The organism is Rugosimonospora africana, assembly GCF_016862975.1.
GTDB classification, from domain to species: Bacteria; Actinomycetota; Actinomycetes; order Mycobacteriales; family Micromonosporaceae; genus Rugosimonospora; species Rugosimonospora africana.
Genome location: NZ_BONZ01000015.1, coordinates 249370 through 272937, shown reverse-complemented (window position 1 = coordinate 272937; position 23568 = coordinate 249370). Strand labels below are relative to the sequence as shown.

Below are 23568 nucleotides of genomic sequence, written 5' to 3'. Positions count from 1 at the left end.
ACGGTAGCGGCGGCGTGCCGCTATTCGTGCCAGGCTCGCCGGCCGCCCGGCCCGGTCAGCCGCTCACACCGAGCAACTGGCCGATGGTGTTCAGGATGTCGCCGTAGAACGTGCCGCTCAAGTGGCGGAACAGGCCGAATGGCTGGCCCGGGTCGCCGAAGAACGGTCGCAGCGTCCAGCCGAGCTGGGTGCCGACGAAGCCGAACAGCAGGATCCAGATGTACAGCAGCCCCATGCTCGCCTGGCGCGGCTGAGCATGCGGCGGCGGTACCGGACGCGGGAACGGCTGCTGGCCGAACGGTACGGCGGCCAGCGCCGGCGGCACCATCGGCGGCTGCGCCGGCATGGGCACCGCCGACACGACCGGAGCCGGCTGCGCCACCGCCGCGGCGACGACCTCGGGCGGGGCGTGCTCGGTGCCCACCGGCACGGCGCCGTTGACCCCGACCGGGACCGGGACCAGTGCGGGTGCGGGCGCGGCCTCGACGGGTGTCTGCTTCGTCGCCGCCGTGAAGCTCTTCATCTCCTGGTACTCGTTGAGAGCGCGCATGCCCGCGATCAGGAAGCGGAGCCCGACGATGGCGGAGAGCATCAGGATCGCGACGTTGAGCAGCTTGAAGAACGCGTAGCTCTGCGCGGTGACCAGGAAGAACAGGCTGATCGGCGCGAACGCGAGAGTGAGCACCGCGGTGACCGTGATAGCCACCAAGATCAGTGCGACCGCCTGCACCACCGACAGCCGGGCGCCGAAGACGAGATTGAACAGGTACAGCGTGGGCAGGCAGATGCACAGGGTGACGAGGAAGAGCAGCGGCAGCTTGACGAACGACGACAGCGCCTGCTGCCAGCCGTAGGACGCGCCGAGCACGGCACCGTACAGCGCGAGGCTGATACCGGAGCTGACCAGCATCTGCACGATCAGCTCGCGGAGCCCGCGCTCCTCGATGATCTGGCTCCAGATCCCGGCGCGGTCACGCAGGATCCGTTCGATGACGAGCAGGCCGCCGCCCGGCGATCGTTCCTGCATGAGGACCACCCCCAGCAAATCCATGAGATTGAGTGGGGCCACGTTACCGTCGGGCGTCCCGCCCGCGCTGCCCCCACGGGCCTACCCTGTCAGGCATGGACGGATCGCAGCAGCGGGCGTCGGACGACGACCGGCGGCAGGTCGTGCACGCGCTGGAGCGGCACACCGCGGCCGGACGGCTGAACCTCGACGAGTACGCCGAACGGGTCGACCGCACGCTCGCCGCCCGTACCCACGGTGAACTGGCCGAAGTGACCAGCGACCTGCCAGCGGATCCGCGGCCCGATCCCGAGGCGACCGCGGCGCGCTCCCGCGCCGGCCAGCTCGGCATCGCCTTCGCGCTGGCGTTCCTCGCCCTGATCGTGGTCGCCGGCCTGGCCGCGCTGCGCTGAGCGGGCGCCGCCAGACAACGCGGCCGGCGGCGCCCACGCGAGACGCCCGCGCTAGACCTCGACCACGTTCGGGAAGATCATCGGACGGCGCCGGTAGGTGTCGTTGACCCACCGCCCGACCGTGCGGCGCACGATCTGCTGGAGCTGGTGCGGATCCGTGATGCCCTCTTGCGCGGCCCGGTCCAGCGCCTCCGTCACCAGCGGAAGCATCGCCTCGAACACCGCCGGGTCGTCGGAGAAGCCCTTCGCCGAGACCGTGGGACCGCCGACGACCTTGCCGGTCACCGAGTCCACCACCACCGTCGCCGCGATGAACCCGCCGTCGCCGAGGATGCGCCGCTCGGTGAGCAGCGACTCCCCCACGTCGCCGACGGCCAGGCCGTCCACGTACACGTACCGGCTCTTCACGTGGCCGACCAGGCGGGCCTGGCCGTCGACCAGGTCGACGACGTCCCCGTCCTCGCAGAGCACCACGTGTTCCGGCGCGACTCCGGACTCCACCGCCAGCCGGGCGTGCGCCCGCAGGTGCCTCCACTCGCCGTGTACCGGCAGGAAGTTACTCGGCTTGACGAGGTTGAGCAGGTACAGCAGCTCGCCGGCCGGCGAGTGGCCGGACACGTGCACCTTGGCGACGTCCTTGTGCACCACGAACGCGCCGGCCCGGGACAGCTGGTTGATCTCACCCGGTAGACCGCGGTCTCGTTGCCGGGTACCAGCGAGGACGCCAGCACCACGGTGTCGCCGGGCGCGATGACGATGTGCCGGTGGTCGCCGGTCGCCATCCGGCCCAGCGCGCTCATCGGCTCGCCCTGCGACCCGGTCGACATCAGCACGATCTGCTCCGGCGGCAGGGTGGTCGCCTCGTCGAGCCCAACCACCAGGCCACCCGGGATGCGCAGCAGGCCCAGGTCGCGGGCGATGCCCATGTTGCGGACCATGGACCGCCCGATGAACGCCACCTTCCGGTTGTGAGCCGCGGCCGAGTCGAGTACCTGCTGGACCCGGTGTACGTGCGAGGCGAACGAGGCCACGATGATCCGGCCCTTGGCGGCGCGGAAGATGCTGTCCAGTACCGGGCCGATCTCGCGCTCGGGCGCGACGAAGCCGGGTACCTCCGCGTTGGTCGAGTCGGCGAGCAGGAGGTCCACTCCGTCCGCGCCGAGCCGGGCGAACCCGGGCAGGTCGGTGAGCCGGCCGTCCAGCGGCAACTGGTCCATCTTGAAGTCGCCGGTGTGCAGCACGACTCCGGCCGACGTGCGGATCGCGACCGCGAGCGCGTCCGGGATGGAGTGGTTGACCGCGAAGAACTCGCACCGGAACGGGCCGAGCATCTCGGTCTGGCCCTCACGGACGGTCAGCGTGTACGGCTCGATCCGCCGCTCCGCGAGCTTCGCCTCGACCAGCGCCAGGGTGAACTGGGAGCCGACCAGCGGGATGTCGGGCTTGTGCGCGAGCAGGTACGGCACCGCGCCGATGTGGTCCTCGTGCCCGTGGGTGAGCACGATCGCCTGGACGTCGTCGAGCCGGTCCAGGATGGCCGAGAAGTCCGGCAGGATCAGGTCGACACCGGGCTGGTCGACATCCGGGAACAGCACCCCGCAGTCGACGATCAGCAGCCGGCCGTCGTACTCGAAGACGGTCATGTTGCGGCCGATCGCCCCGAGGCCGCCCAGCGGGGTGACCCGCAGGGCACCGGCCGCCAGCGGAGGCGGTGGAACATCCGCGGTTTCGAAGTTCGGATTCATGACGCCACCTGTACGGTCGATCCGGCGCCGGCCCGGGTCACCATGCGGAGGTCCCCGCATCCGCCCGGGGCGACGACTCGGGCAGGACGATCCCGGCCTCGGCGGAGTCCGCACGCAGGACGTCGATCTCCGCGTCGGTCGCGTTGACCATCGGCGGCCGGACCGGCCCGCTGGGCAGACCGAGCAGCGACAACGCCGCCTTCACCAGGATCACCCCCTGGGTGCGGAAGATGCCGGTGAACAACGGCAGCAGCTCGCGGTGCAGGGCCAGCGCCCCGGCGACATCCCCCGCCTCGTGCGCCAGGATCAGCCGCTTGGCCCTGGCGCCGGTGAGGTGGGTGCTCGTGCCCACCAGTCCGACGCCACCGACCGACAGCACCGGCAGCGTCATCGCGTCGTCCCCGCTGTAGAAGGCCAGGTCGCTGCGGCTGGTCACCCAGGACGTCGCGGTCAGGTCGCCCTTGGCGTCCTTGACCGCCACGATGCGCTCGTGCTCGGCGAGCCGGACCAGCGTCTCTGTCGCGATAGCCGTGCCGGCCCGGGCCGGGATGTCGTACAGCATCAGCGGCAGCGCCGACGCGTCGGCCACGGCCGTGAAGTGCGCGATGAGGCCGGGCTGCGGCGGCTTGTTGTAGTACGGCGTGACCACGAGAACCCCATGGGCGCCGGCCTTCTCGGCGGCCCGGGTCAGCTCCACCGTGTGGTGGGTGTCGTTGGTACCGACCCCGGCCACCACACTCGCCCGGTCGCCGACCGCCTCGACCACCGCGCGCAGGAGCGCTTCCTTCTCCGCGTCGCTGGTGGTGGGCGCCTCGCCGGTGGTACCGCTGATCACGAGGCCGTCGTTGCCCTGCTCGTCCACGAGGTGGGCGGCCAGCTGGGCGGCGCCGTCGAGGTCCACCGAGCCATCCGAACGAAACGGCGTGACCATCGCGGTCAACAGCCGGCCGAAGGGCCGGCGCGGATCGGTAACCCTGCTCGTCATGCTCTCAACCTAACCGACTGAAGTGGTGTAACGGATGGCGACGGCGTCCGGCTGGGCCCGTCACCACCGGAGCTCGCCCGTCTGTCCGGGGCGCGTCGCCGGAGCCGGGCTGTGGCGGAGGCCGGCACCCCTCGTCTCGTGTGCGCCGGTCACGACTCCCACGCGTACGGGCTCGCCGCGATCTCCGTACCGTCGTCCAGCGACGAGATGACGAAGTCGGCGAATACGTTGGGCGCCACGCCCTTGAGCTGGCGCAGGCACTCCACGGCGAGTTCGCGGATCTCCACGTCGGCGTGCTCGGAGGCGCGCATCGCGATGAAATGGCGCCAGGCGCGGTAGTTGCCGGTGACGACGATCCTCGTCTCGGTCGCGTTCGGCAGCACCGAGCGGGCCGCCTGCCGGGCCTGCTTGCGGCGCAGGGTCGCGTTGGGGATGTCGGCGAACCGCTTCTCCAGCCCCTCCAGCAACTCCGTGTACGCCCGTACCGCCGCCTCCGACGCCTCGACGAACTTCTTGTGCAGTTCCGGATCCTCGGCGATCACGTCCGGCTCCACCACGGCGGCGTCGCGCTCCGGCACGTAGCGCTGAGACAGCTGGCTGTACGAGAAGTGCCGGTGGCGGATCAGCTCATGCGTGAAGGAACGGGAGACTCCGGTGAAGTAGAAGGTCACCGTGCCGTGCTCCAGTACCGACAGGTGCCCGACATCGAGGATGTGGGCCAGGTAGCCGGCGTTGGTGGCGGTGGCCGGGTTCGGCTTGTTCCACGACTGGTAGCAGGCCCGGCCGGCAAACTCGGCGAGCGCCTGACCGCCGTCCGCGTCGGTGGACCAGGGCACGTCCCCTGGCACCTCGAAGTGCGTCCAGGCGATGAGCTTGACCTGGGGCTCAACGATCTCCGGCACGGCGGCTCCTCTCCTCTGACTTCCCGAGCCTAACGGTCGACCGGGTGAGTGCGGCCGCTGGAGCGTCTGCCCGGCCCGTCACCCGACTGGTCCGGGTCGTGGCGCGGCGCCACACCCGCCGAGCCAGATTGGTCGACCGACTGGTCTGGGTCGTGGCGCGGCGCCAGACGCGCCGAGCCAGACTGGTCGACATCGCGACATCAGAGTGACGATTGACTGACGTCGCGACTGGTGTCATAGTGACGTCATGGACCTGACCCCGTACCTCGAATCCCTCCGCCGGGACCTCGCCGCCAGTGCCGCCCCCGGCGGCCCGGACGTCCGCAGCGCCGCCGACCTGCTCACTGGCTCGCTGGACGCCTCGGCCCGGCTGACCATGTTGGAGTTGCTCTCCGACGCGGCCGCCGAGATCACCGCACGGCTCGGCTCGGCCAGCATCGAGGTGCGCCTGCGCGGCCGCGACGCCGAACTCGTGGTCACCGAGGTGGCCATGGTCGACGAGACGGCACCGCCGGTGACGCCAGCGCCGGAGACCGGTGACGTCGCCCGGATCACGCTGCGCCTGCCCGAACAGATCAAGGACCAGGTGGAGCACGCCGCATCGGCCGAGGGTGTCTCGGTCAACGCCTGGCTGGTCAAGGCGGTCGCCGCCGCCCTGCGCCGGAATCCGGAACAGCCCGGTCAACCCAATCAGCCGCGCACCTTCGGCCGGCGGCTGACCGGATACGCCCAGGCGTGACCGGTGCCCGGTTCACCGCCGCCGCGCCGTTAGGCCGGAGGCCACCGGCAATCACGCGACCAGCCGAAGACGTCCTCGACAGAATCAACCACGCCCGGAAAGGACAGCCGATCATGCCTGAGTTCCCCTGCCCCACACCCGTCACCGTCGACGCCCACGTCGCCGCGGGCGGCCTGGATATCACCGCCGAGCCACGCGACACCGCGGCCGTCACCGTCACGCCGTGGGACGACAGCGACGCCTCCCAGGACACCGCCGCCCGCACCACCGTGCAGCTGGTCGGCGACCGGCTGGTCATCGAGACGCCCGACGCCAGCGGCTGGCTGCTACGCCGCCACGCGCGGGTACGCGTGGACGTCCGGGTACCGCTGGACTGCACGCTGGAGGTCAGGGTGGCCTCGGCGGACGCGCGGTGCCGCGGCCGGTTCGCCGACGCCCGGTTGAAGAGCGCGTCCGGGGACGTCGCGGTCGAGCACGTGACGGGCGACGCATCGGTGAAGACGGCCAGCGGGCACATCCTGGTCGATCGGGTCGATGGCCGCGCCGCAGCCGACGCCGCCTCCGGTGACGTCACACTGACGCTAGTCGGCGGTGACGTGACGGCACACATCACCAGTGGTGACCTGACCATCGATGAGGCGGGTGGATCGGTCCAGGGGACCGCCGCATCCGGCACGATCAACATCGGCCGCGTCCGGCGTGGCGCGGTCAAGCTGAAGACCGCCTCCGGAGGCGTGAACGTCGGCGTCGCGCAGGGCACCAGCGTCTGGCTCGACGTCATCACGGCTTCCGGCCGTACCCACAGCGACCTGGACATGTCCGGCGGCCCGGCGGGTGGCGGTCAGCCGGACCTCGCGCTCACCCTGCGCACCGCGAGCGGCGACATCGACATCCACCGGGTGGTCGTCCCGACGTCGGCGTGAGCCACCGGGCGACTCGGAGCGGGCCAGGAACTGGCCCGCTCCCGGCCGTGAGCGCTCCCTAGACGAAGAACCAGTTGAAGGGGGCCCAGGGCAGGTTGCGGGCGATGGTGAAGATCCCCCACGCGGACAGGAAGATCGAGATGGCCTTCGGGGTCAGGCGCAGCGGAGGCAGCTTCCACTTGAACGCCGTGTCGGCCAACCAGGCGACATACCAGTAGACCAGGAACGGCGCGGCGAACACGGCCAGCAGGTGCGACCGGGCGGCGGCCGGGATGTTGCCGTGCAACAGGAACCAGAACGCACGGGTGCCACCGCAGCCCGGACAGTCGAACCCGGTGGTGAGCCGGATCAGGCACGTGGGGCTGGAGAACGCGTCGGCGTCGGTCGGGTTGGTGGCCACCACATAACTGACTCCGCCGAGGAAGCACACCAGCACCGCGAGCGGAGTGGCCCACGCCGGTACCTTGGCGAAGACGCGGATGAACAGCCTGGTCACCGGGCCGGTGGGCCGCGCCGGAGCCAGCACGTAGACCTGCGGTTGGTGCGGGTGATCGTGACCGTGGTCGGACAGTATCGCCGGCTGCGGTACAACCTCGCTGCTCATGCCAGATCCTCGTTCCGACTCCATCCGACCGGGCTCCCTCAACCTACACCGGCATCGCTCGCCGGTTCCTCAGCCAGTTCGGCCCAGAGTGGCCCGGCCAGGTCGCCGCGTTCCGGCGCGGCCACCTCGCTCAACCCCAGCCAGCCGGCCAGCCGGTGCAACTCCGCGGCCAGCGCCGCGGCGGTTTCCGGCGGGGCCTTCGGCTCGGCCCAGGCCGCGGGCACCCGCAGCACGGACGCGACCCGGTCGGCCTTGAGGTCGACCCGCGCCACCAGCCGGTCACCCAGCAGGAACGGCAGCACGTAATAGCCGTAGACGCGCTGGGCGGCCGGTGTGTAGATCTCGATCCGGTATGTGAAGTCGAACAGCCTCTCGGTGCGGTCGCGCTTCCACACCACGGGGTCAAACGGACTGACCAGCGTGCTGGCCCGGATCCAACGCGGCAGGCGGGCGTCCCGGTGCAGGTAAGCCGGCACCTTCCAACCGGCCACCGAGACCGGAATCAGCTCACCCGCCTCCACCAGATCGGCGACAGCGACCCGGGCGGGCAGCAGCGGCAACCGGAAGTAGTCGCGCAGATCCGTCTCGGCCGCCACGCCCAGCGAGATCGCCGAACGCCGGACCAACTCGCGGTAGGCGTCGGCCGGCTCCGGGGTGGGCGCGTCGAGAACGGCACGCGGCAGGATCCGCTCCGGGATGTCGTAGACCCTGGCGAACGAGGTGTTGCGGCGGCTGACCAGTACCTCGCCGCGCCAGAACAGCCACTCCAGGGCGGTTTTCGCATCCGACCAGTTCCAGCCCCACTGGTCTGTGCGCCGGGGTACGTCGGCCTCGATCTCCGCCGCGGTCAGCGGCCCCCGCTCGGTCACCTCGTCACGCACCCAGTCGATCAGCCCCGGCCGGTCGCGGGCCAGCCGGGTGACCCCGCCCCAGGAGTGTTGCTCGGCCATCCGCCACCGCAGATAGGGGTGCAGGTCGACCGGGAGCAGCGAGGCTTCGTGACCCCAGTATTCGAACAACTCCCGATCGCGCTGATAGGCGGCACGGTCGAGCAGGGCCGTCGAGTAGGGCCCGAGCCGGCTGTAGAGCGGCAGGTAGTGCGCGCGCTGGAGCACGTTGACCGAGTCCATCTGCAACAGCCCGAGCCGGCCCAGCACCCGGCGCAGGTGCCGGCGATCGACCGCGCCGCCCGGCGCGGGGTCGAGGAAACCCTGCGCGGCCAGCGAAATGCGGCGCGCCTGGGCGACGGACAACGAGTCGATCACTTCCGCAGACTAGCCCGCGAGTACGACGTTTACGGCCGGTCGCGCTCGCCGCCGGCGGCTGGGCCCGCCGCGGGCCGGCAACGATCGGCAGGACAGGGCCCGGGGCGGAGCCGCTATCCTCGCCGCCATGCTGACGCTACGTGCCGCGACGCCACCCGACGCACAGGACATCGTGCGGATCAACGTGGAGTGCTGGCAGCGGGCCTATGCCGGAATCGTGCCCGATGAGGTGCTGTCGGCCATGGACGTCCCGACCCGCTCGGCCCGGTACCAGCAGCGGATGTCCGAGCCGAGCCTGCACGAGATCCTGCTCGCGGTCGACGGCGAGACCACGGTCGGGTACGTGCACTTCGGCCCCTACCGGGACGGTCAGGCACTCGACGAGACCGCCGGCGAGATCGTCGCGATCTACGTGGACCCGCCCGCCTGGGGCACCGGAGCGGGCCGATCTCTGATGACCGCCGCCCTGCGACGGCTCGCCGAGCGGGGCTGGGACGAGGTGCGGCTATGGGTACTGGAGGCGAACGCCTCCGCCCGCGGGTTCTACGCGCGTCTGGGTTTCCGCCCCGACGGTGCGACCGCCACCTACCCGATGCGGGGCGTCGGCGGCGGCGTCATCGAGCTTCCCGAGGTCCGTTACACCTACCGTGCGGGCTGACCCCGCCCGCTCCGGCTCCGGTACGTCCGACTCGGCGCGCCCCTCCGCCGCGAGGGTCGCGTCGGCGACCGCCGGTCGCGTGGTCTCCGACAGCGGCAGGCACACCAGCAGCACGACGGTGGCCAGCACGTACGCGTTGCTGAACAGCATGCCCCAGCCGGTGAAGTGGTTGTCGTACGGCCAGACCAGCTTGCTGGACAGCAGCACGTACAGAGCCAGCGTGAAGATCGACAACCGGATCCGGCGGCGGCCGGTGGCCAGCAGCGCCCGGCCGGCCAGCAACAGCATCGCCGGCAGCAGCCAGACCAGGTGATGTACCCAGGTCACCGGACTGACCAGGCAGCCCATCGCTCCGGTCAGCGCCAGCCCGGCCAGGTCGTCGCCGAGTCGCAGGGTCCGGCGCAGCTGCCACCCCCAGACCGCCAGCGCCGCCAGCACCAGCACGGCCCACACCACCGAGTTGGGGTGGGCCGGGTTCAGCCGGGCGGTGAAGCCCTTCAGCGACTGGTTGGAGATGTACGCCAGCGAGCCGACCCGGTCGGTGTCGAAGACCGCGTCGGTCCAGAAGATCCGCGAGGCGTGCGGGGCGACCAGACCGGCCGCGATCGTTGCCGCCGCCGTGGTGGCGATCGACACGGCCGCCGCCCGGAACTTGCGGGCCAGCAGCAGGTACAGGATGAACACGCCCGGAGTCAGCTTGATCGCGGTGGCCAGGCCGATGCCCACCCCACCCCAGGCACGGCTCGGGCTGCCCGGCGACGCCGCCGGCCGGTCGTAAACCAGCACGATCAGGTCCGCGACCACCAGGAACACCAGGATCATGTTGACCTGGCCGAAGTTGACCGTCTCGCGCAGCGGCTCGAAGACCGCGGCGAACACCGCCACCACGGCGACCGTGAACCACGGGGTCCACCGGTACCGGTCGATCACCGGCCGCATGAACCACTTGATGATCACCAGGGTCACCACCACGGTGGCCGCCACGCTGATCACGATCGTGGCCACCCACGGCAGTACCGCCATGGGCAGCATGGTCAGCGCGGCGAACGGCGGGTACGTGTAGCCGTACTTGCTGAGCGGCTTCAGGTAGTCGTAGATCTCACCGTGCCCGTGCGCCCAGTAGTTGGTCGCGCCGTAGTAGACCTTCAGGTCGAAGAAGCCGTGCCGGGTCGCGAAGACGGCCAGGAAGGCAAAGGCCACGGCGGCCAGACCCACGACGATGGCGACCTTGCGACCCACTCTGTCCCTCCAGATCCGCACGCCGCCAGCCCACGGCGTGCTACCTCCCCCCGAGCCGCCCGACCCCGGCCCACGGAAACCATCCGCCGGCAGCCCGGTGACCCGGCCCCGACGGCCCGGGCGATCTCCGCCCGTACGTCCCCGTAGGCTAAGCCCATGGCGCTCGGGTACGTCCGACCGGCCCGTCCCGAGGACGCCGGCGAGATCGCACGGATTCAGCTGTCGACCTGGCGCACCGCATACCGGCGGCTGCTACCCAGGCACGTTCTCGACCAGCTCGACGAGGACTGGATGGCGCAGCAGTGGCGGGAGGCCGTGGTGAGCCCGCCGTCCGACCGGCATCGCCTCCTGGTGGCCGTGGAGCAAGCTGATGAATCTTACCTGGTGGGGTTCCTGGCGGCCGGGCCACCGGACGAAGTTGCCCTGGCTCCCAGTGAGGAACCCGGCACGCTGGGCGACAATGTCGCGGCGATCACCGACCTGCTGGTGGAGCCGAGGTGGGGTCGGCGCGGGCACGGCAGCCGGCTGCTGTCCGCCGCGGTGGACCTCTGGCGCCCGGACGGCTTCGACACCGCCGTGGCCTGGGCGTACCAGCAGGACAAAGCGACCATCAACTTCCTGACCAGCGCCGGCTGGCAGCCCGACGGCGCGACCCGGTCGCTCGATGTCGAGGATCTGCTGGTACCGCAGGCGCGCCTGCACGTCTCCCTAATCGAGGAGAGCACCGAGCCCGACGGTGAGGCCGGGGCGCTGGACGGCTGACCGGATCGCCAGCAGCACACCGGGCATGAAGGACGCCCGGTCGTACGAGTCGTGCCGGATGGTCAGCGTCTCACCGACCGTACCGAACAGCACCTCCTGGTGCGCCACCAGTCCACTGGCCCGGACGGAGTGCACGTGGATCCCGTTGACCCGGGTGCCACGGGCGCCGTCCATCTCGTCCGTCGTGGCGTCCGGTACGTCGCCCAGGCCGGCCTCGACGCGGGCCGCCGCGATCACGGACGCGGTGTTCAGCGCCGTCCCGCTCGGTGCGTCCACCTTCTTCGGGTGGTGCTGCTCGATGATCTCGACGGACTCGAAGAACCGCGCGGCACGCGCCGCGAACTCCATCATGAGCACGGCGCCGACCGCGAAGTTGGGCGCGATGACGACGCCGACCTGCGGCTTGTGCGACAGCCAGGTGCGTACCCGGTCGAGCCGGTGCTCGGTGAACCCGCTGGTCCCGACGACCACGTTGATCCCCTGGTCGATGCACCAGTGCAGGTTGTCCATCACCGCATCGGGCGTGGTGAAGTCCACGACCACCTGGGCGGCGGCGTCCGACGCGCTGAACAGGCCGTCGCCCTGGTCGATCATCGCCACCAGTTCCATGTCGTCGGCCGCGTCGACGGCGCGGCAGGCTTCGGTGCCCATCCGCCCCCGGGCGCCCAGCACACCTACACGGATCGGTTCGCGCTCATCAGTCACGCGATCAACTTATCGGAATCCGCCGCAGCGGACACCGGGGCAACCGACACCGGAGCAGCGGACACCGGAGCGACCGACAGCGGAGCGCGCACACCCGCGGGGTGCCGGTGCTTCGGGCAGCCGATCTCGGTCGGCGGGTTGAGTGTGACCAGTTTGAGCAGCTCCCGGGCCTGGTCGTCGACCGGCGTGTAGACCACCATCCGCGCCTCCGGGGTGGCGGAGACCGCGAAGCTGGTGGAGACGGTCGACAGGGTCCTGCCCAGCACGTTCTGGAACGCCTTCAGCTGATTACCCGGGCCGGCGACGTCGTGGTTCGCCCACATCCGCGCGAACTCGGGGCTGGCCGCGCACAGCCGGCGAACGAACCCGGTCCACGACGGCTCCCCCAGATGCCGGGCGAACGCGGCCCGGAACGTCGCGACCAGCCGGGGCAGCTCGACCTCCCGGCGGGCCATCGCCGAGCAGCAGCCCGGCACAGTGAACATCTGCCAGAGGACGTTGCGCTCCTGGGGCGCGGCGTCGACCGCCCCCGGCAGCAGGGCGGCGTAGGTGCGGTTCCAGGCGAGCAGGTCGTACCGGCCGCTGTAGACCACGGCGGGCAGCGGCTCGAGGCTGTCGAGCACCGTCTGTACCTCGCGGCTCAGCTCCTCGTGGGTGTCCTCGGCGACGACCGCGGGAACCTCGGCGAGCCGGTACAGGTGCGCCCGCTCGGCGTAGTCGAGCCGCAGGGTACGGGCGATGGCGTCGAGAATCTGCACGCTCGCGTTGATCGGCCGGCCCTGCTCCAGCCACGTGTACCAGGTCACACCGACCCCGGCGAGCTGAGCGACCTCCTCCCGGCGCAGCCCGGGAGTGCGGCGGCGCAGTCCGGTCGGGATGCCGACGTCGTCCGGCCTGATCCGGGCCCGGCGGCTGCGCAGGAACTGCGCCAGCTCGACCCGGCGTACCCCCGCCTGTGGCATGGTCATCCCCCCATAGTCCGCACCGGCGGTACCAGTTGCCAGGTGGCGCCAGTACCAGGATCAACGGCAACTCCCACAGCACCGGGAACCTGTGGACTCTTGGTGTCATGGAACAAACGACCGTGAGATCACCTGCCCCGGCGGCAACCCACCGGCGATCCGCGGCGGTGCCGGCGCACCGTCCAGGCGCACTACTAACGATCCTGCTGGTCGGCCAGTTCATGGCCATCCTGGACGTACAGGTGACCAACGTCGCAGCCCCGACCATCCGGCATGACCTGCACGCCAGCGGCGGCGGGCTCCAGATGATCATTACCGGCTACACCATCGCCTACGCCATGCTCCTGATCACCGGCGCCCGGCTCGGCGACCGGCTGGGCCACCGGCGTCTCTTCCTCGGCGGCCTCGCCCTGTTCACGGTCGCCTCGCTGGCCTGCGGGCTGTCCGCCTCGTCCGGGATGCTGATCGCCTTCCGGCTGATCCAGGGCACCGGCGCGGCGCTCATGATCCCGCAGGTGTTCAGCCTGATCCAGCGCCAGTTCACCGGGCGCGAGCGGATGCGGGCGTTGAGCATGTACGCCGCGGTGATCGCCGCCGGTGCGATCGCCGGTCAGGTGGTCGGTGGCGTCCTGGTCAGCGCGGACCTGTGGGGCACCGGATGGCGCCCGGTCTTCCTGATCAACGTGCCGATCGGCGTGGTGCTGGTGCTCGCCGGCCTGCGTTCCCTGCCCCGCGACCACGGCGAGCCGGGCCGAGGACTCGACCTGCCCGGCCTGATCGTGCTGTCGCTGGCGGTCCTGGGCCTCGTGGTACCGCTGGTGTTCGGTCACGAAGAGGGGTGGCCGCTGTGGGGTTGGCTGTGCCTCGCCGGTTCGGCGGTGCTGCTGGCCGTGTTCGTGGCCGTCGAGCGGCGGGCCAGTTCCCCGCTGATCCCGGCCCGGGTGGTGCGCTCCCCCGGCATGGTGGTCGCGATGATCACGATCTTCGCGCTGATGAGCTCGTACGGCGGATTCCTGTTCACGCTGGCCCTGCACCTGCAGTCCGGCCTGGGCTTCAGTCCGCTGCGTGCCGGCCTGACCTTCGTACCCGGTGCCGTCTGCTTCGCGATCGCGAGCCTCAACTGGCGCCGGCTGCCCGGCCACACGTACCGGCGGATGGTCCCGGCCGGCCTGATCGTCGGTACGGCGAGCCTGGTCCTGCTGCTCCTGGCGATCCGGAACGGCGACGCCCCCGGCACGCTGTTCTACGTCTCGCAGGTGCTCTTCGGGTTCGGCTTCGGGTCGGCGTTCTCCCCGCTGCTGACGGTGGCGCTCAGCCACGTGGCGCCGGCCGACGCGGCCGACGCGAGCGGCCTGCTCACCACCGTGACCCAGCTGGGCAACGTCGTCGGGGTCGCCACGTTCGGCACCCTGTACCTGACCCAGGCGGCCACCTCGCCCTCCGGCCACTCGGAGGCGGTGACCAGCGGGATCGAGGCGCTGCTGACACTGGCGGCCGGGTGCCTCGCGCTGTTCCTGCCTCGGCCGGCCGCGCCGGCGCCGCAGGTAACCGAGGTAGGTTCACGTTCAGCCACGCTGAGTCACTAAGGGCCCGTAAAATGTAACTCTGTGTCGACTAGCAGGATTGTCGAGGAGACTCCTCCCGGGCCACCGGACGACGAGCCGCACGAGTCACCGTCACCGCCGCGCACCGCCGTACCGGGGTGGGTGCCGTTCGTCGCCGGATCGGCCGGGATGCTGGCGGTGGGCTCGTACCGGATCACCGCGGTGTCGATGGACTGGGACGAGGGCGCCACGATCTCCGCGGCCGGCCGTTCGGTGGGGCAGATCCTCGGGCTGGCCGGCCACGTGGATGGCGTGATCACCCCGTACTACCTGCTCATCCACTTCTGGACCGGGATCTTCGGCACCTCCGACCTGGCCCTGCGGGCGCCGTCGCTGATCGCCATGGCGCTCGGCGTGGGCCTGGTCGGGGAGCTGGGCCGGCGGCTGATCGGGCCGGCGACCGGACTGGTCGCGGCGCTGATCTGCGTCGCGATCCCGGCGCTTTCCTACTACAGCGCCCAGGCCCGGCCGTACGCCCTGGCGTTCGCTCTGGCCACGCTGAGCACCCTGGCGCTGTACCGCGCCGTGGACCGGCCGTCCTGGGGCCGCTGGTCGGGGTACGCGGGCTGCCTGCTGCTCACCGGCGTGGTGCACATCCTCGCCGGTACGGTCCTCGTCGCGCACCTGATCATCGTCGGGATCCGCTGGTACCCGCGGCGGGACCGGGCACTGCTGCGGATGCTGCCGGTCGCCGGGGCGGCGGTCGTCGCGCTCGGGCCGCTGGTCGTCCTCGGCAGCCGGCAGCAGCAGATCCAACTCGCCTGGGTGACGACGCCGACCTGGCGTGACGTGGCCGCCGTACCGGAGCGGATCATGCTCAGTCCCCAGGTGGCCTTCCTGCTCGGTGCCCTGGCGCTGGTGGCCGCCGCGGTGCGCCGCCGCCGTACCGCGGCCGAGCTGGCCGCCCTGGCCCTGGTACCCGTGGGGCTGATGTTGCTCGTGTCGCTCGCGGTACCGGTCTGGGTCCCCCGGTACGGCACCTTCGCGCTCGGGCCACTGGCCATCCTGGCCGCCTCGGCGGTCACCGCGCCGGCCCGGCCCCCGGTGGCCCTGCGCGCGGCGGTGGTGCTGGGACTGCTCGCCGTCGAGGCGCTGCCGGCGCAGATCGTGACGCGTCAGACCCACACGTCGCCGGACGCACGCGGCATGGCGGGCGTGATCGAGGCCCGCGCTGTCCCCGGCGACGGGCTGGTCTACGGCGATTTCGCCTGGTCCCTGCGCCCGACCATGGAGCACTACCTGGGCAGGCACGCCTGGTCACCGCCGGCCCGGGCGCCCCGTGACCTGCTGCTGACCGACGACGCCGCCCGGCTCGACTCGCTCGACGCCCGGGAGTGCGTCGACACCGCCGCCTGCCTGCGAGACACCCGGCGGATCTGGCTGGTCACACCGCTGCATCCGGGCCACCCGTTGGACAACGGGACCCCGAAGATGGTCGCGCTGCGTGCCCGGTACACGATTGCCGGCACCTGGACCAGGGACCAGGGAATGATCAGCCTGCTGGTGCGGCGCGGGTAAATCGCTGTCTGTGCTCGCCTCCGCCACAGACCGGCTCCGGCTGCGCTCAGACGGGACGAAATCAGATCGTGAAGTGGTCCCCGTCGAACGGACCCACCACCGCCAGCGACATCGGCTTGGTCAGCACGTCCGCGGCGACCTCCCGGACCTGCTCGGTGGTGACCGCGTCGACCCGGGCCAGCAGGTCGTCGACGGACAGCAGCTCGGGGTAGAGCAGTTCGCCCTTGCCCAGCCTGCTCATCCGCGACCCGGTGTCCTCCAGGCCGAGAACCAGGGAGCCCTTGACCATGCCCCGGCCACGGGCGATCTCGTTGTCGCCCAGCCCATCGGCGGCGACCTTGGCAAGCTCCGCCCGGGCCAGCGCGAGAACCTCGTCGACCTTGCCGGGAGCGCACCCGGCGTAGACCGCGAAGACTCCGGCGTCCGCATACTGCGAGGTGTACGAGTACACCGAGTACGCCAGCCCGCGCTTCTCCCGGATCTCCTGGAACAGCCGGCTGGACATCCCGCCGCCGAGCACGTTGTTCAGAACGCCGAGCGCGAAGCGCCGATCGTCGGTGCGGGCGATAGCCGGCCCGCCCAGGACCAGGTGGGCCTGTTCCGTCTCCTTGTCGCGCACCACCACCGTCGCCGGCTTCGCCGGTACGAGCTTGGGCGCCGAGCGGTACGGCGTCGGCTCGGCCGCCTCGCCGCTACCCAGCGGAGTGTTGCGCAGCATCTTCACGACTGCGGCATGGTCCAGGTTGCCGGCCGCGGCGATCACCATGTTCGCCGGCACGTACCGGCGACGGTAGAAGCTCTGGATCTGCCGCCGGGTCATCGCGCTGACCGTCTCGGCGGTACCCGAGATCAACCGGCCGAGCGGGTGGGTGCCGTAGACCGCCGAGGTGAGCAGGTCGTGCACCTCGTCGTCGGGCTCGTCGTCGTGCATGGCGATCTCTTCGAGGATCACGCCACGCTCGGTCTCCACGTCCGGCTCGGCCAGCACCGACGAGGCGACCAGGTCGCACATGACGTCGACGGCTAGCGGCAGGTCAGCGTCGAGTACCCGCGCGTAGTAGCAGGTGTACTCCTTCGTGGTGAACGCGTTAGTCTCCCCGCCGACCGCCTCGATCTGGGCGGCGATCTCCAACGCGCTGCGCTTCCCGGTGCCCTTGAACAGCAGGTGCTCCAGGAAGTGCGAGACGCCGGACAGGCCGGGCGACTCGTCCCGCGAGCCGACCGCGACCCAGATGCCGAACGAGACGCTGCGCATCGCGGGGATCGCCTCGGTCAGTACGCGCAGCCCGTTGGGCAGCACGGTACGGCGTACCGTGCCGCCCAGCGGGTCAGCGTCGAGCGTCGTGGTGACGGCCTTGCCGGACCGCGCCGCCGCGTCGCGACGTGGCACGTTCGCGGTCAGCGCTGGCGCCGACGGCGACGGCGGGCCTCATCGTCCCCGCCGGCCTCACCGGTGTCGTCGCCGGAGCCCTCCTCGCCGGCCGGCCCGCGCTCGGCGGACGGCCCGCGGTCGAGGCCCCGACCCGGCCCGCGGTCGCGCTCTCCCCGGTCCGAGCCGCGGTCGCGCGGACCACGGTCGCCCCGGTCACGGCCGGCCGGGCGGTCGCCACCGGCCTCGGCGGCCGGCGCCTCCTCGCCCTCCGGGCGCACCTTGTCCAGGTAGATCTTGCCGCGCTGGTCGATGTCGGCGATCTGAACCTCGACCTTGTCGCCGACGTTGAGGAAGTCCTCGACCCGGTCGATGCGCTTGCCGTTGCCCACCTTGGAGATGTGCAGCAGGCCGTCGCGGCCGGGCAGCAGCGAGATGAAGGCGCCGAACGCGGCCGTCTTCACCACGGTGCCGAGGAACTTGTCGCCGATCTTCGGCAGGGTCGGGTTGGCGATCGCGTTGATCCGCTCCACCGCCGCGTCGGCCGACGGGCCGTCGGTGGCGCCGACGTAGATCGTGCCGTCGTCCTCGATGGTGATGTCGGCGCCGGTCTCGTCCTGGATCGCGTTGATCATCTGGCCCTTCGGGCCGATCACCGCGCCGATCTTGTCGACCGGGATCTTGATCGTGGTGACCCGCGGCGCGAACTGCGACATGCCGGCCGGCGAGGTGATCGCGTCGGCCATCACGGCGAGGATCGTGTGCCGGGCGTCGTGCGCCTGCTGGAGGGCACCGGCGAGCACGTCGGACGGGATGCCGTCGAGCTTGGTGTCCAGCTGCAGGGCCGTGACGAACTCGCTGGTACCGGCGACCTTGAAGTCCATGTCGCCGTACGCGTCCTCGGCACCGAGGATGTCGGTCAGCGTCACGTACGCGGTCTTGCCGTCGACCTCATCGGAGATCAGGCCCATCGCGATGCCGGCCACCGGCGCCTTGAGCGGCACACCAGCGGACAGCAGCGACATCGTGCTCGCGCACACCGAGCCCATCGAGGTGGAACCGTTCGAGCCGAGGGCCTCGGACACCTGCCGGATCGCGTACGGGAACTCCTCGCGCGAGGGCAGCACCGGGATCAGGGCCCGCTCGGCCAGCGCACCGTGCCCGATCTCCCGGCGCTTCGGCGCGCCCACCCGGCCGGTCTCACCGGTCGAGTACGGCGGGAAGTTGTAGTTGTGCATGTAGCGCTTGGTCTTCTGCGGCGACAGGGTGTCCAGCGCCTGCTCCATGCGCAGCATGTTCAGCGTGGTGACGCCGAGGATCTGGGTCTCGCCGCGCTCGAACAGCGCCGACCCGTGTACCCGCGGCAGCACCTGCACCTCGGCGGTCAGCGGCCGGATGTCGCGCAGCCCGCGCCCGTCGATGCGGACCTGGTCGCGCAGGACCCGGGACCGCACCTCCTTCTTGGTCACCGACCGGAAGGCGGCGCTGATCTCCTTCTCGCGGCCCTCGAACTGCCCGTCGAGCTGCTCGTGCGCCGCGTCCTTGATCCGGTCCAGGGCGTCCTCGCGCTCCGCCTTGCCGGCGATGCGCAGCGCCTCGGCCACCTGCTCGCCGACCGCCTGCTGGACGGCGGTGAGCGCGTCGTCCTGGTAGTCCAGGAACACCGGGAACTCCACGGTCGGCTTGGCGGCCACCGCGGCCAGCGCCTCCTGGGCCCGGCACAGCTCACGGATGGTCGGCTTGGCGGCCTCCAGGCCACCGGCCACAATCTCCTCGGTGGGTGCCGTGGCGCCACCGGCGACCAGGGTCACGGTCTGCTCGGTCGCCTCGGCCTCGACCATCATGATCGCGACCTCGCCGTCGGGCAGCGCCCGGCCGGCGACGACCATGTCGAAGGTGGCCCGCTCCAACTCCTCGTGAGTCGGGAAGGACACCCACACCCCGTCGATGTGCGCCACCCGGGTCGCCCCGATCGGGCCGGAGAACGGCAGGCCGGAGAGCTTGGTGGACATCGACGCGGCGTTGATCGCCACGACGTCGTACGGGTGCTTCGGGTCGAGCGCCAGAACGGTCTCGACGACCTGGACCTCGTTGCGGAGGCCCTTGACGAAGCTGGGACGCAGCGGGCGGTCGATGAGGCGGCAGGTGAGGATCGCGTCCTCGGTGGGACGGCCCTCGCGGCGGAAGAACGAGCCGGGGATCCGGCCCGCCGCGTACATGCGCTCCTCGACGTCGACCGTCAGCGGGAAGAAGTCGAACTGGTCCTTCGGCGACTTACCGGCGGTGGTCGTGGACAGCACGACGGTGTCGCCGAGCTGGGCGATCACGGAACCGGCGGCCTGACGGGCCAGCCGGCCGGTGGAGAAGGTCACCTCGCGGGTCCCGAACGACCCGTTGTCGATGACGGCCTTGCTGTGTTGGGTGCCTAGTGTGTCTTGATCGGACATCGGTACCGAGTACTCCTTCGGTCGTGGGTACGACCTCGGGGAGCGTCCAGGCGGCCGGTCTTCGATCGAAGTCCACGGGCGAGATCTCGTCCCGAGGACCACTACCGAGGACCGGTGCACTTGGCGGCCGACCGCAGCGTATGGCGTCCGCGCCGACCTGGCTCCCGATCGTCGAGGTCGATGCCCTAGGTGGTTATGGCTCGGGGGAAGCGACAGCCGGTCGCTTCCCCCGAGAAGGTCCTATCGGCGCAAGCCGAGTCGCTCGATGAGCGAACGGTAGCGCTGAATGTCGGTCTTCTGCAGGTAGTTCAGCAGTCGGCGGCGGCGGCCGACCAGCAGCAGCAGGCCACGACGGCTGTGGTGGTCGTGCTTGTGCGTGCGCAGGTGCTCGGTCAGGTCCGAGATCCGCCTGCTCAGGACCGCGACCTGCACCTCCGGCGAACCGGTGTCGCCCTCGACGGTCGCGTACTCCTGCATGATCTTTGTCTTGAGTTCAGCGGCGAGCGCCATGATCTCCCTATCGATGGGTGTCAGCGGCCCCGCACCCACGGCGTCGAGCAGGCACGCGGAGCCACGCCGGTAACCCGGCGTCCGGTCAACATTACCAGTAGGTCTCCGGGCGTCCCAGCAGGTGTCCTGCACCTCGGCGGGTCGGCGGATCAGGATAGGACGTCCCGCGCGTCCGCTACGTCCTGTTCGATCTGGGCGATCAGCGGCGGGAGGCTGTCATAGGTGCGCTGCTCACGCAGGTGATCAACGAAGTCGATGGCCAGCCGTTCCCCGTACAGGTCGCCGTCGAAATCAAGGACGTATGCCTCAACCCGGCGTTCCTGGCCGGAGAAGGTCGGGTTGGTACCGATCGACACCGCCGTCCGGTGCCGCTGGTCCCGGCGGATCAACCAGCCCGCGTACACGCCGTCGGCCGGGACGGCGGTGCGGGGCGGGCACAGCAGGTTGGCGGTCGGGAAGCCCAGCTCGCGACCGCGCTGGTCGCCGCGCACCACGATCCCCTCGATCCGGTGCGGCCGGCCCAGTGCCGCCGCGGCGGCCCGCACGTCACCCGCGTCGACACAGGACCGGATGTACGTCGAGGAGAAGACCAGCCCGTCGACGGCGACCATCGGCGCGCCCTCGACCGCGTACCCGAACGTGCGACCCAGCTGCCGCAACTGCTCGATGTCGCCCGCGGCCCGGTGGCCGAAACGGAAGTTCTCCCCCACCACGACCAGCGCGGCGTGCAGGTGCTCGACGAGCACGTCGTGCACGAACTCCTCGGGCGAGCGGTGGGAGAAGTCCGGGGTGAACGGGATCACGCACAGCACGTCGGCCCCGAGTGCCTCGATCAGCTCGGCCTTGCGGGCCGGCTGGGTCAGCACGGCCGGGTGCGAACCGGGGCGCACGACCTCGGCCGGGTGCGGGTCGAAGCTGACCACGACGGACTGGATGCCCAGGTCACGGGCCCGCTTCACGGTGTACCCGATGATCTCCTGATGCCCGCGGTGCACACCGTCGAAGACGCCGATCGTCACCACCGAGCGGCCCCACCCGCCGGGTGCCGCCTCAAACCCCCGCCAACGCTGCACGGCTCAAGAATATCCGTCGGTGCCGACCGGCCTGGGCTCAGGCCAGGAACGCCGCGAGGCCGGCTGCCAGCCCCTCGGCCATCCGCTGGCGGTAGGTCTGGCTGGTCATCATCGCGGCGTCACCGGCGTTGCGCATGTTGCCGCACTCCACCAGCACCTTCGGTACCACCGACAGGTTCAGGCCGCCCATATCGCCGCGGGTGTTGATGCCGTCGGTACCGATGTAGTTCGCCGGCGGGATGCCGGTCCGCGCCCGGTAGTTGTCCCGGATTTTGAGCGCCAGCTGGTGGGAGGGCGCGATGATCGCGTTGGACGGCGCTCCCACCCGCTTCGGTTCCAGCACGTGGAACCCGTGATCCTTGGCCGGCGCGCCGTCGCCGTGGATCGAGATGGCGACCGCCGCGTGGTTGTCGTTGCCGATGGCCGCCCGTTCGTCGACACACGGCCCGACACCGGTGTTGTTGTTCCGGGTCATGATCACTTTTGCCCCGGCCGAGCGCAGGAGCGCGGCCAGCCGGACGGAGACGTCCCAGGTGAACGCCGCCTCCTGGTACCCGGAGTTGGTCTCGGTACCGGTGGTGTCGCATGCCTTCGTACCGGTGCCCATCGGCACCGGACTGGCCATGAGCTTGGGCTGCGTGACGTTGCCGCCGTTGTGCCCCGGGTCGATGACGATCACCTTGCCGGCGACCGAGGCCAGCGACAACCGGCCGGAGATCGGCGAGCCGGTCGGTCCGGACGCCGCCGGTCCGGCCGGGGCGGACACCTTCGCGGAACCGGGCACCGCGGAGCCGGACGCCGCCGGTGCCGCCCAGATGGCGCCCGCGGCGTGGTTGCCGCAGCCGGCGACGAATGCGGTCAGTCCGACGGCCGCGCACGCGACCGCCAGTGTCACGAGCCGAGGGCGGACCCTCATACGCTCATCCCCTCACCGGACGTGGTCCTCGGGCCGCGCCGGCTTGACTCGCCACCGGGCGCGGGCACCGGGTCATGCTACGTGCCGTCACGCCCCGGCGGGTGCGAGAACCACCTCCGGCCGCGCCCGGCCGTCCCGCTCCGCGACGATCGCCAGCACCTCGCCGTCCGCTGCGAACACGGCGTACGGGCTGGTCAGGCCGATCGGGGCCAGCGAGCCGCCGTGGCGCAGCACCCGCTCCTCGTCCGGGTTCGCCTCGCGCCTCGGGAAGAACCGCCCCGCCGCTTCGGCCAAACTCAGCGTCACCGGATCGTCCCGCTCGGCCAGATCGTCGAGGGTGGCCGCCTCGGCCAGGGTGAATCCGGCCGCGCCGGCGTGGCTGGCCGCCGCGACCAGGGTGCGACGCAGCGCGGTGAGGTGGCCGCCGACGCCGAGTGCGGCGCCGAGGTCGCGGGCGAGCGCCCGGACATAGGTACCCGACGAGCACGCCACCTCGACGTCGAGGTCGACGAGCCCGGGCAGCCGCCGCTGCGCCAGCAGGTCGAACCGCGCCACGGTGACCTCCCGTGGCTTCAGTGCCACGTCCTCACCGGCCCGTACCCGGGCGTACGAGCGCTGGCCGTTGACCTTGATGGCGCTGACCGCGCTCGGTACCTGCGAGATGCGCCCGGTCAGCGCGGCGATACCGGCCCGGATCCCCTCGTCGGTGATGTCGTCGGCGGGTACGGCCGAGACCACGTCGCCCTCGGCGTCGTCGGTGACGGTCGACTGCCCGAGCCGGATCGTCGCGCGGTACACCTTGTCCGACCCGATCACGTAGGTGAGCAGGCGGGTCGCGCGCCCGACGCCGATCACGAGCACCCCTGTGGCCATCGGGTCCAGGGTGCCGCCATGCCCGACGCGCCGCGTTCTGGCGAGTCGGCGTACCCGGGACACCACGTCATGCGAGGTCATCCCGCCGGGCTTGTCCACCACGATGAGGCCGGTCGGTTCCACCGGCACACCCTTTCATGCCCGGCCGGGCCCGCCGTGTTCGACGTGACCTGACACAATCGACGGCCGTTGACCCCCAAGTTCAGGACGGCCACTCGTGTTCCCGGATCCGAACGCATCGTCTCCACAGCCTGACCCGACGCCTGCGGTGCCGCCGCCACCGGGTGTGCCGGCGGCGCCCACGCAGCCGGGCTATCCGCCGACGCAGCCGTTGCCGCCGCAGGGCATGC

General features: G+C 71.0%; 20 protein-coding genes and 2 pseudogenes. 7 read left to right on the top strand and 15 right to left on the bottom strand.

What is annotated here, in order from left to right; all coding sequences use genetic code 11:
- Positions 1-55 precede the first annotated feature (55 nt).
- Positions 56-1051 (bottom strand): hypothetical protein, encoded by a 996-nt coding sequence (locus tag Raf01_RS09450; RefSeq protein WP_239133477.1) that lies wholly within the window; start codon positions 1049-1051, stop codon positions 56-58.
- 71 nt (positions 1052-1122) lie between these two features.
- On the opposite strand from Raf01_RS09450, the gene Raf01_RS09445 reads away from it, so the two are divergent.
- Positions 1123-1419 carry a DUF1707 SHOCT-like domain-containing protein gene (locus Raf01_RS09445; RefSeq protein ID WP_203917361.1) on the top strand — a complete coding sequence of 99 codons (297 nt, stop codon included), beginning with the start codon at positions 1123-1125 and terminating at the stop codon, positions 1417-1419.
- Between the two features lie 51 nt (positions 1420-1470).
- On the opposite strand, the pseudogene Raf01_RS09440 reads toward Raf01_RS09445, so the two are convergent.
- The 3 genes and pseudogenes from Raf01_RS09440 to thyX all read right to left on the bottom strand — a co-directional run bounded on the left by Raf01_RS09440 (position 1471) and on the right by thyX (position 5042).
- A pseudogene (locus tag Raf01_RS09440) lies at positions 1471-3164 on the bottom strand (ribonuclease J).
- Between the two features lie 37 nt (positions 3165-3201).
- Entirely contained in the window at positions 3202-4149 is a 948-nt protein-coding gene (gene dapA, locus Raf01_RS09435; RefSeq protein ID WP_203917360.1) for a 4-hydroxy-tetrahydrodipicolinate synthase, read from the bottom strand.
- A 149-nt stretch (positions 4150-4298) separates the two neighbouring features.
- Complete coding sequence (thyX, locus tag Raf01_RS09430) at positions 4299-5042, bottom strand: FAD-dependent thymidylate synthase (protein WP_203917406.1); 744 nt, start codon at positions 5040-5042, stop codon at positions 4299-4301.
- Positions 5043-5298: 256 nt separating this feature from the next.
- On the opposite strand from thyX, the gene Raf01_RS09425 reads away from it, so the two are divergent.
- Positions 5299-5790, top strand: coding sequence for an Arc family DNA-binding protein (locus Raf01_RS09425; protein ID WP_203917359.1), 492 nt, complete (start codon positions 5299-5301; stop codon positions 5788-5790).
- Positions 5791-5903: 113 nt separating this feature from the next.
- Positions 5904-6713: a DUF4097 family beta strand repeat-containing protein gene (locus Raf01_RS09420; RefSeq protein WP_203917358.1), complete on the top strand. Its 810-nt coding sequence runs from the start codon at positions 5904-5906 to the stop codon at positions 6711-6713.
- Between the two features lie 58 nt (positions 6714-6771).
- Here the strand turns inward: Raf01_RS09420 and Raf01_RS09415 are convergent, their stop codons facing one another.
- Entirely contained in the window at positions 6772-7317 is a 546-nt protein-coding gene (locus Raf01_RS09415; protein WP_203917357.1) for a DUF2752 domain-containing protein, read from the bottom strand.
- A 38-nt stretch (positions 7318-7355) separates the two neighbouring features.
- A complete protein-coding gene (locus Raf01_RS09410) occupies positions 7356-8582 on the bottom strand; it encodes a winged helix-turn-helix domain-containing protein (protein WP_203917356.1) in 1227 nt (408 codons plus the stop codon).
- A gap of 127 nt (positions 8583-8709) precedes the next feature.
- Here Raf01_RS09410 and Raf01_RS09405 point away from each other — a divergent pair.
- A pseudogene (locus Raf01_RS09405) lies at positions 8710-9099 on the top strand (GNAT family N-acetyltransferase); the annotation flags it as partial.
- Here the strand turns inward: Raf01_RS09405 and Raf01_RS09400 are convergent.
- Positions 9088-10479, bottom strand: a complete 1392-nt coding sequence (locus Raf01_RS09400) for a glycosyltransferase 87 family protein (RefSeq protein ID WP_239133476.1) — start codon at positions 10477-10479, stop codon at positions 9088-9090. The pseudogene Raf01_RS09405 and the gene Raf01_RS09400 sit on opposite strands and share 12 nt — an antisense overlap.
- 156 nt (positions 10480-10635) lie before the next feature.
- Between Raf01_RS09400 and Raf01_RS09395 the strand changes: the two genes are divergently transcribed.
- On the top strand, positions 10636-11241 hold the full coding sequence (locus Raf01_RS09395) for a GNAT family N-acetyltransferase (RefSeq protein WP_203917354.1): 606 nt from the start codon (positions 10636-10638) through the stop codon (positions 11239-11241).
- Here Raf01_RS09395 and dapB read toward each other — a convergent pair.
- On the bottom strand, positions 11188-11946 hold the full coding sequence (dapB, locus tag Raf01_RS09390) for a 4-hydroxy-tetrahydrodipicolinate reductase (RefSeq protein ID WP_203917353.1): 759 nt from the start codon (positions 11944-11946) through the stop codon (positions 11188-11190). The genes Raf01_RS09395 and dapB overlap by 54 nt on opposite strands.
- On the bottom strand, positions 11943-12914 hold the full coding sequence (locus tag Raf01_RS09385; protein WP_239133475.1) for a helix-turn-helix transcriptional regulator: 972 nt from the start codon (positions 12912-12914) through the stop codon (positions 11943-11945). The genes dapB and Raf01_RS09385 overlap by 4 nt, the downstream gene beginning before the upstream one ends.
- A gap of 116 nt (positions 12915-13030) precedes the next feature.
- Between Raf01_RS09385 and Raf01_RS09380 the strand changes: the two genes are divergently transcribed.
- On the top strand, positions 13031-14494 hold the full coding sequence (locus Raf01_RS09380; protein WP_239133474.1) for an MFS transporter: 1464 nt from the start codon (positions 13031-13033) through the stop codon (positions 14492-14494).
- Positions 14495-14515: 21 nt separating this feature from the next.
- Complete coding sequence (locus Raf01_RS09375) at positions 14516-16030, top strand: glycosyltransferase family 39 protein (protein ID WP_203917351.1); 1515 nt, start codon at positions 14516-14518, stop codon at positions 16028-16030.
- A gap of 61 nt (positions 16031-16091) precedes the next feature.
- Here the strand turns inward: Raf01_RS09375 and Raf01_RS09370 are convergent, their stop codons facing one another.
- From Raf01_RS09370 to truB, 6 genes are all read right to left on the bottom strand, one after another.
- Positions 16092-17420, bottom strand: coding sequence for a M16 family metallopeptidase (locus Raf01_RS09370; protein ID WP_203917350.1), 1329 nt, complete (start codon positions 17418-17420; stop codon positions 16092-16094).
- An 8-nt stretch (positions 17421-17428) separates the two neighbouring features.
- Positions 17429-19846: a polyribonucleotide nucleotidyltransferase gene (locus Raf01_RS09365; protein WP_203917349.1), complete on the bottom strand. Its 2418-nt coding sequence runs from the start codon at positions 19844-19846 to the stop codon at positions 17429-17431.
- A gap of 240 nt (positions 19847-20086) precedes the next feature.
- Positions 20087-20356, bottom strand: a complete 270-nt coding sequence (gene rpsO / locus Raf01_RS09360) for a 30S ribosomal protein S15 (RefSeq protein ID WP_203917348.1) — start codon at positions 20354-20356, stop codon at positions 20087-20089.
- A 149-nt stretch (positions 20357-20505) separates the two neighbouring features.
- Positions 20506-21429: a bifunctional riboflavin kinase/FAD synthetase gene (locus tag Raf01_RS09355; RefSeq protein WP_203917347.1), complete on the bottom strand. Its 924-nt coding sequence runs from the start codon at positions 21427-21429 to the stop codon at positions 20506-20508.
- Between the two features lie 37 nt (positions 21430-21466).
- Positions 21467-22345 carry an N-acetylmuramoyl-L-alanine amidase gene (locus Raf01_RS09350; RefSeq protein WP_203917346.1) on the bottom strand — a complete coding sequence of 293 codons (879 nt, stop codon included), beginning with the start codon at positions 22343-22345 and terminating at the stop codon, positions 21467-21469.
- Positions 22346-22432: 87 nt separating this feature from the next.
- On the bottom strand, positions 22433-23341 hold the full coding sequence (truB, locus tag Raf01_RS09345) for a tRNA pseudouridine(55) synthase TruB (RefSeq protein WP_203917345.1): 909 nt from the start codon (positions 23339-23341) through the stop codon (positions 22433-22435).
- Positions 23342-23568 lie beyond the last annotated feature (227 nt).

Excerpts from the sequence above, each read along its gene's own strand:
- Raf01_RS09450 (WP_239133477.1), bottom strand. The coding sequence starts at position 1,051 with ATGGATTTGCTGGGGGTGGTCCTCATGCAGGAACGATCGCCGGGCGGC.
- Raf01_RS09445 (WP_203917361.1), top strand. The coding sequence starts at position 1,123 with ATGGACGGATCGCAGCAGCGGGCGTCGGACGACGACCGGCGGCAGGTC.
- dapA (WP_203917360.1), bottom strand. The coding sequence starts at position 4,149 with ATGACGAGCAGGGTTACCGATCCGCGCCGGCCCTTCGGCCGGCTGTTG.
- Raf01_RS09425 (WP_203917359.1), top strand. The coding sequence starts at position 5,299 with ATGGACCTGACCCCGTACCTCGAATCCCTCCGCCGGGACCTCGCCGCC.
- Raf01_RS09420 (WP_203917358.1), top strand. The coding sequence starts at position 5,904 with ATGCCTGAGTTCCCCTGCCCCACACCCGTCACCGTCGACGCCCACGTC.
- Raf01_RS09415 (WP_203917357.1), bottom strand. The coding sequence starts at position 7,317 with ATGAGCAGCGAGGTTGTACCGCAGCCGGCGATACTGTCCGACCACGGT.
- Raf01_RS09395 (WP_203917354.1), top strand. The coding sequence starts at position 10,636 with ATGGCGCTCGGGTACGTCCGACCGGCCCGTCCCGAGGACGCCGGCGAG.
- Raf01_RS09385 (WP_239133475.1), bottom strand. The coding sequence starts at position 12,914 with ATGACCATGCCACAGGCGGGGGTACGCCGGGTCGAGCTGGCGCAGTTC.
- Raf01_RS09365 (WP_203917349.1), bottom strand. The coding sequence starts at position 19,846 with ATGTCCGATCAAGACACACTAGGCACCCAACACAGCAAGGCCGTCATC.
- rpsO (WP_203917348.1), bottom strand. The coding sequence starts at position 20,356 with ATGGCGCTCGCCGCTGAACTCAAGACAAAGATCATGCAGGAGTACGCG.
- Raf01_RS09350 (WP_203917346.1), bottom strand. The coding sequence starts at position 22,345 with ATGAGGGTCCGCCCTCGGCTCGTGACACTGGCGGTCGCGTGCGCGGCC.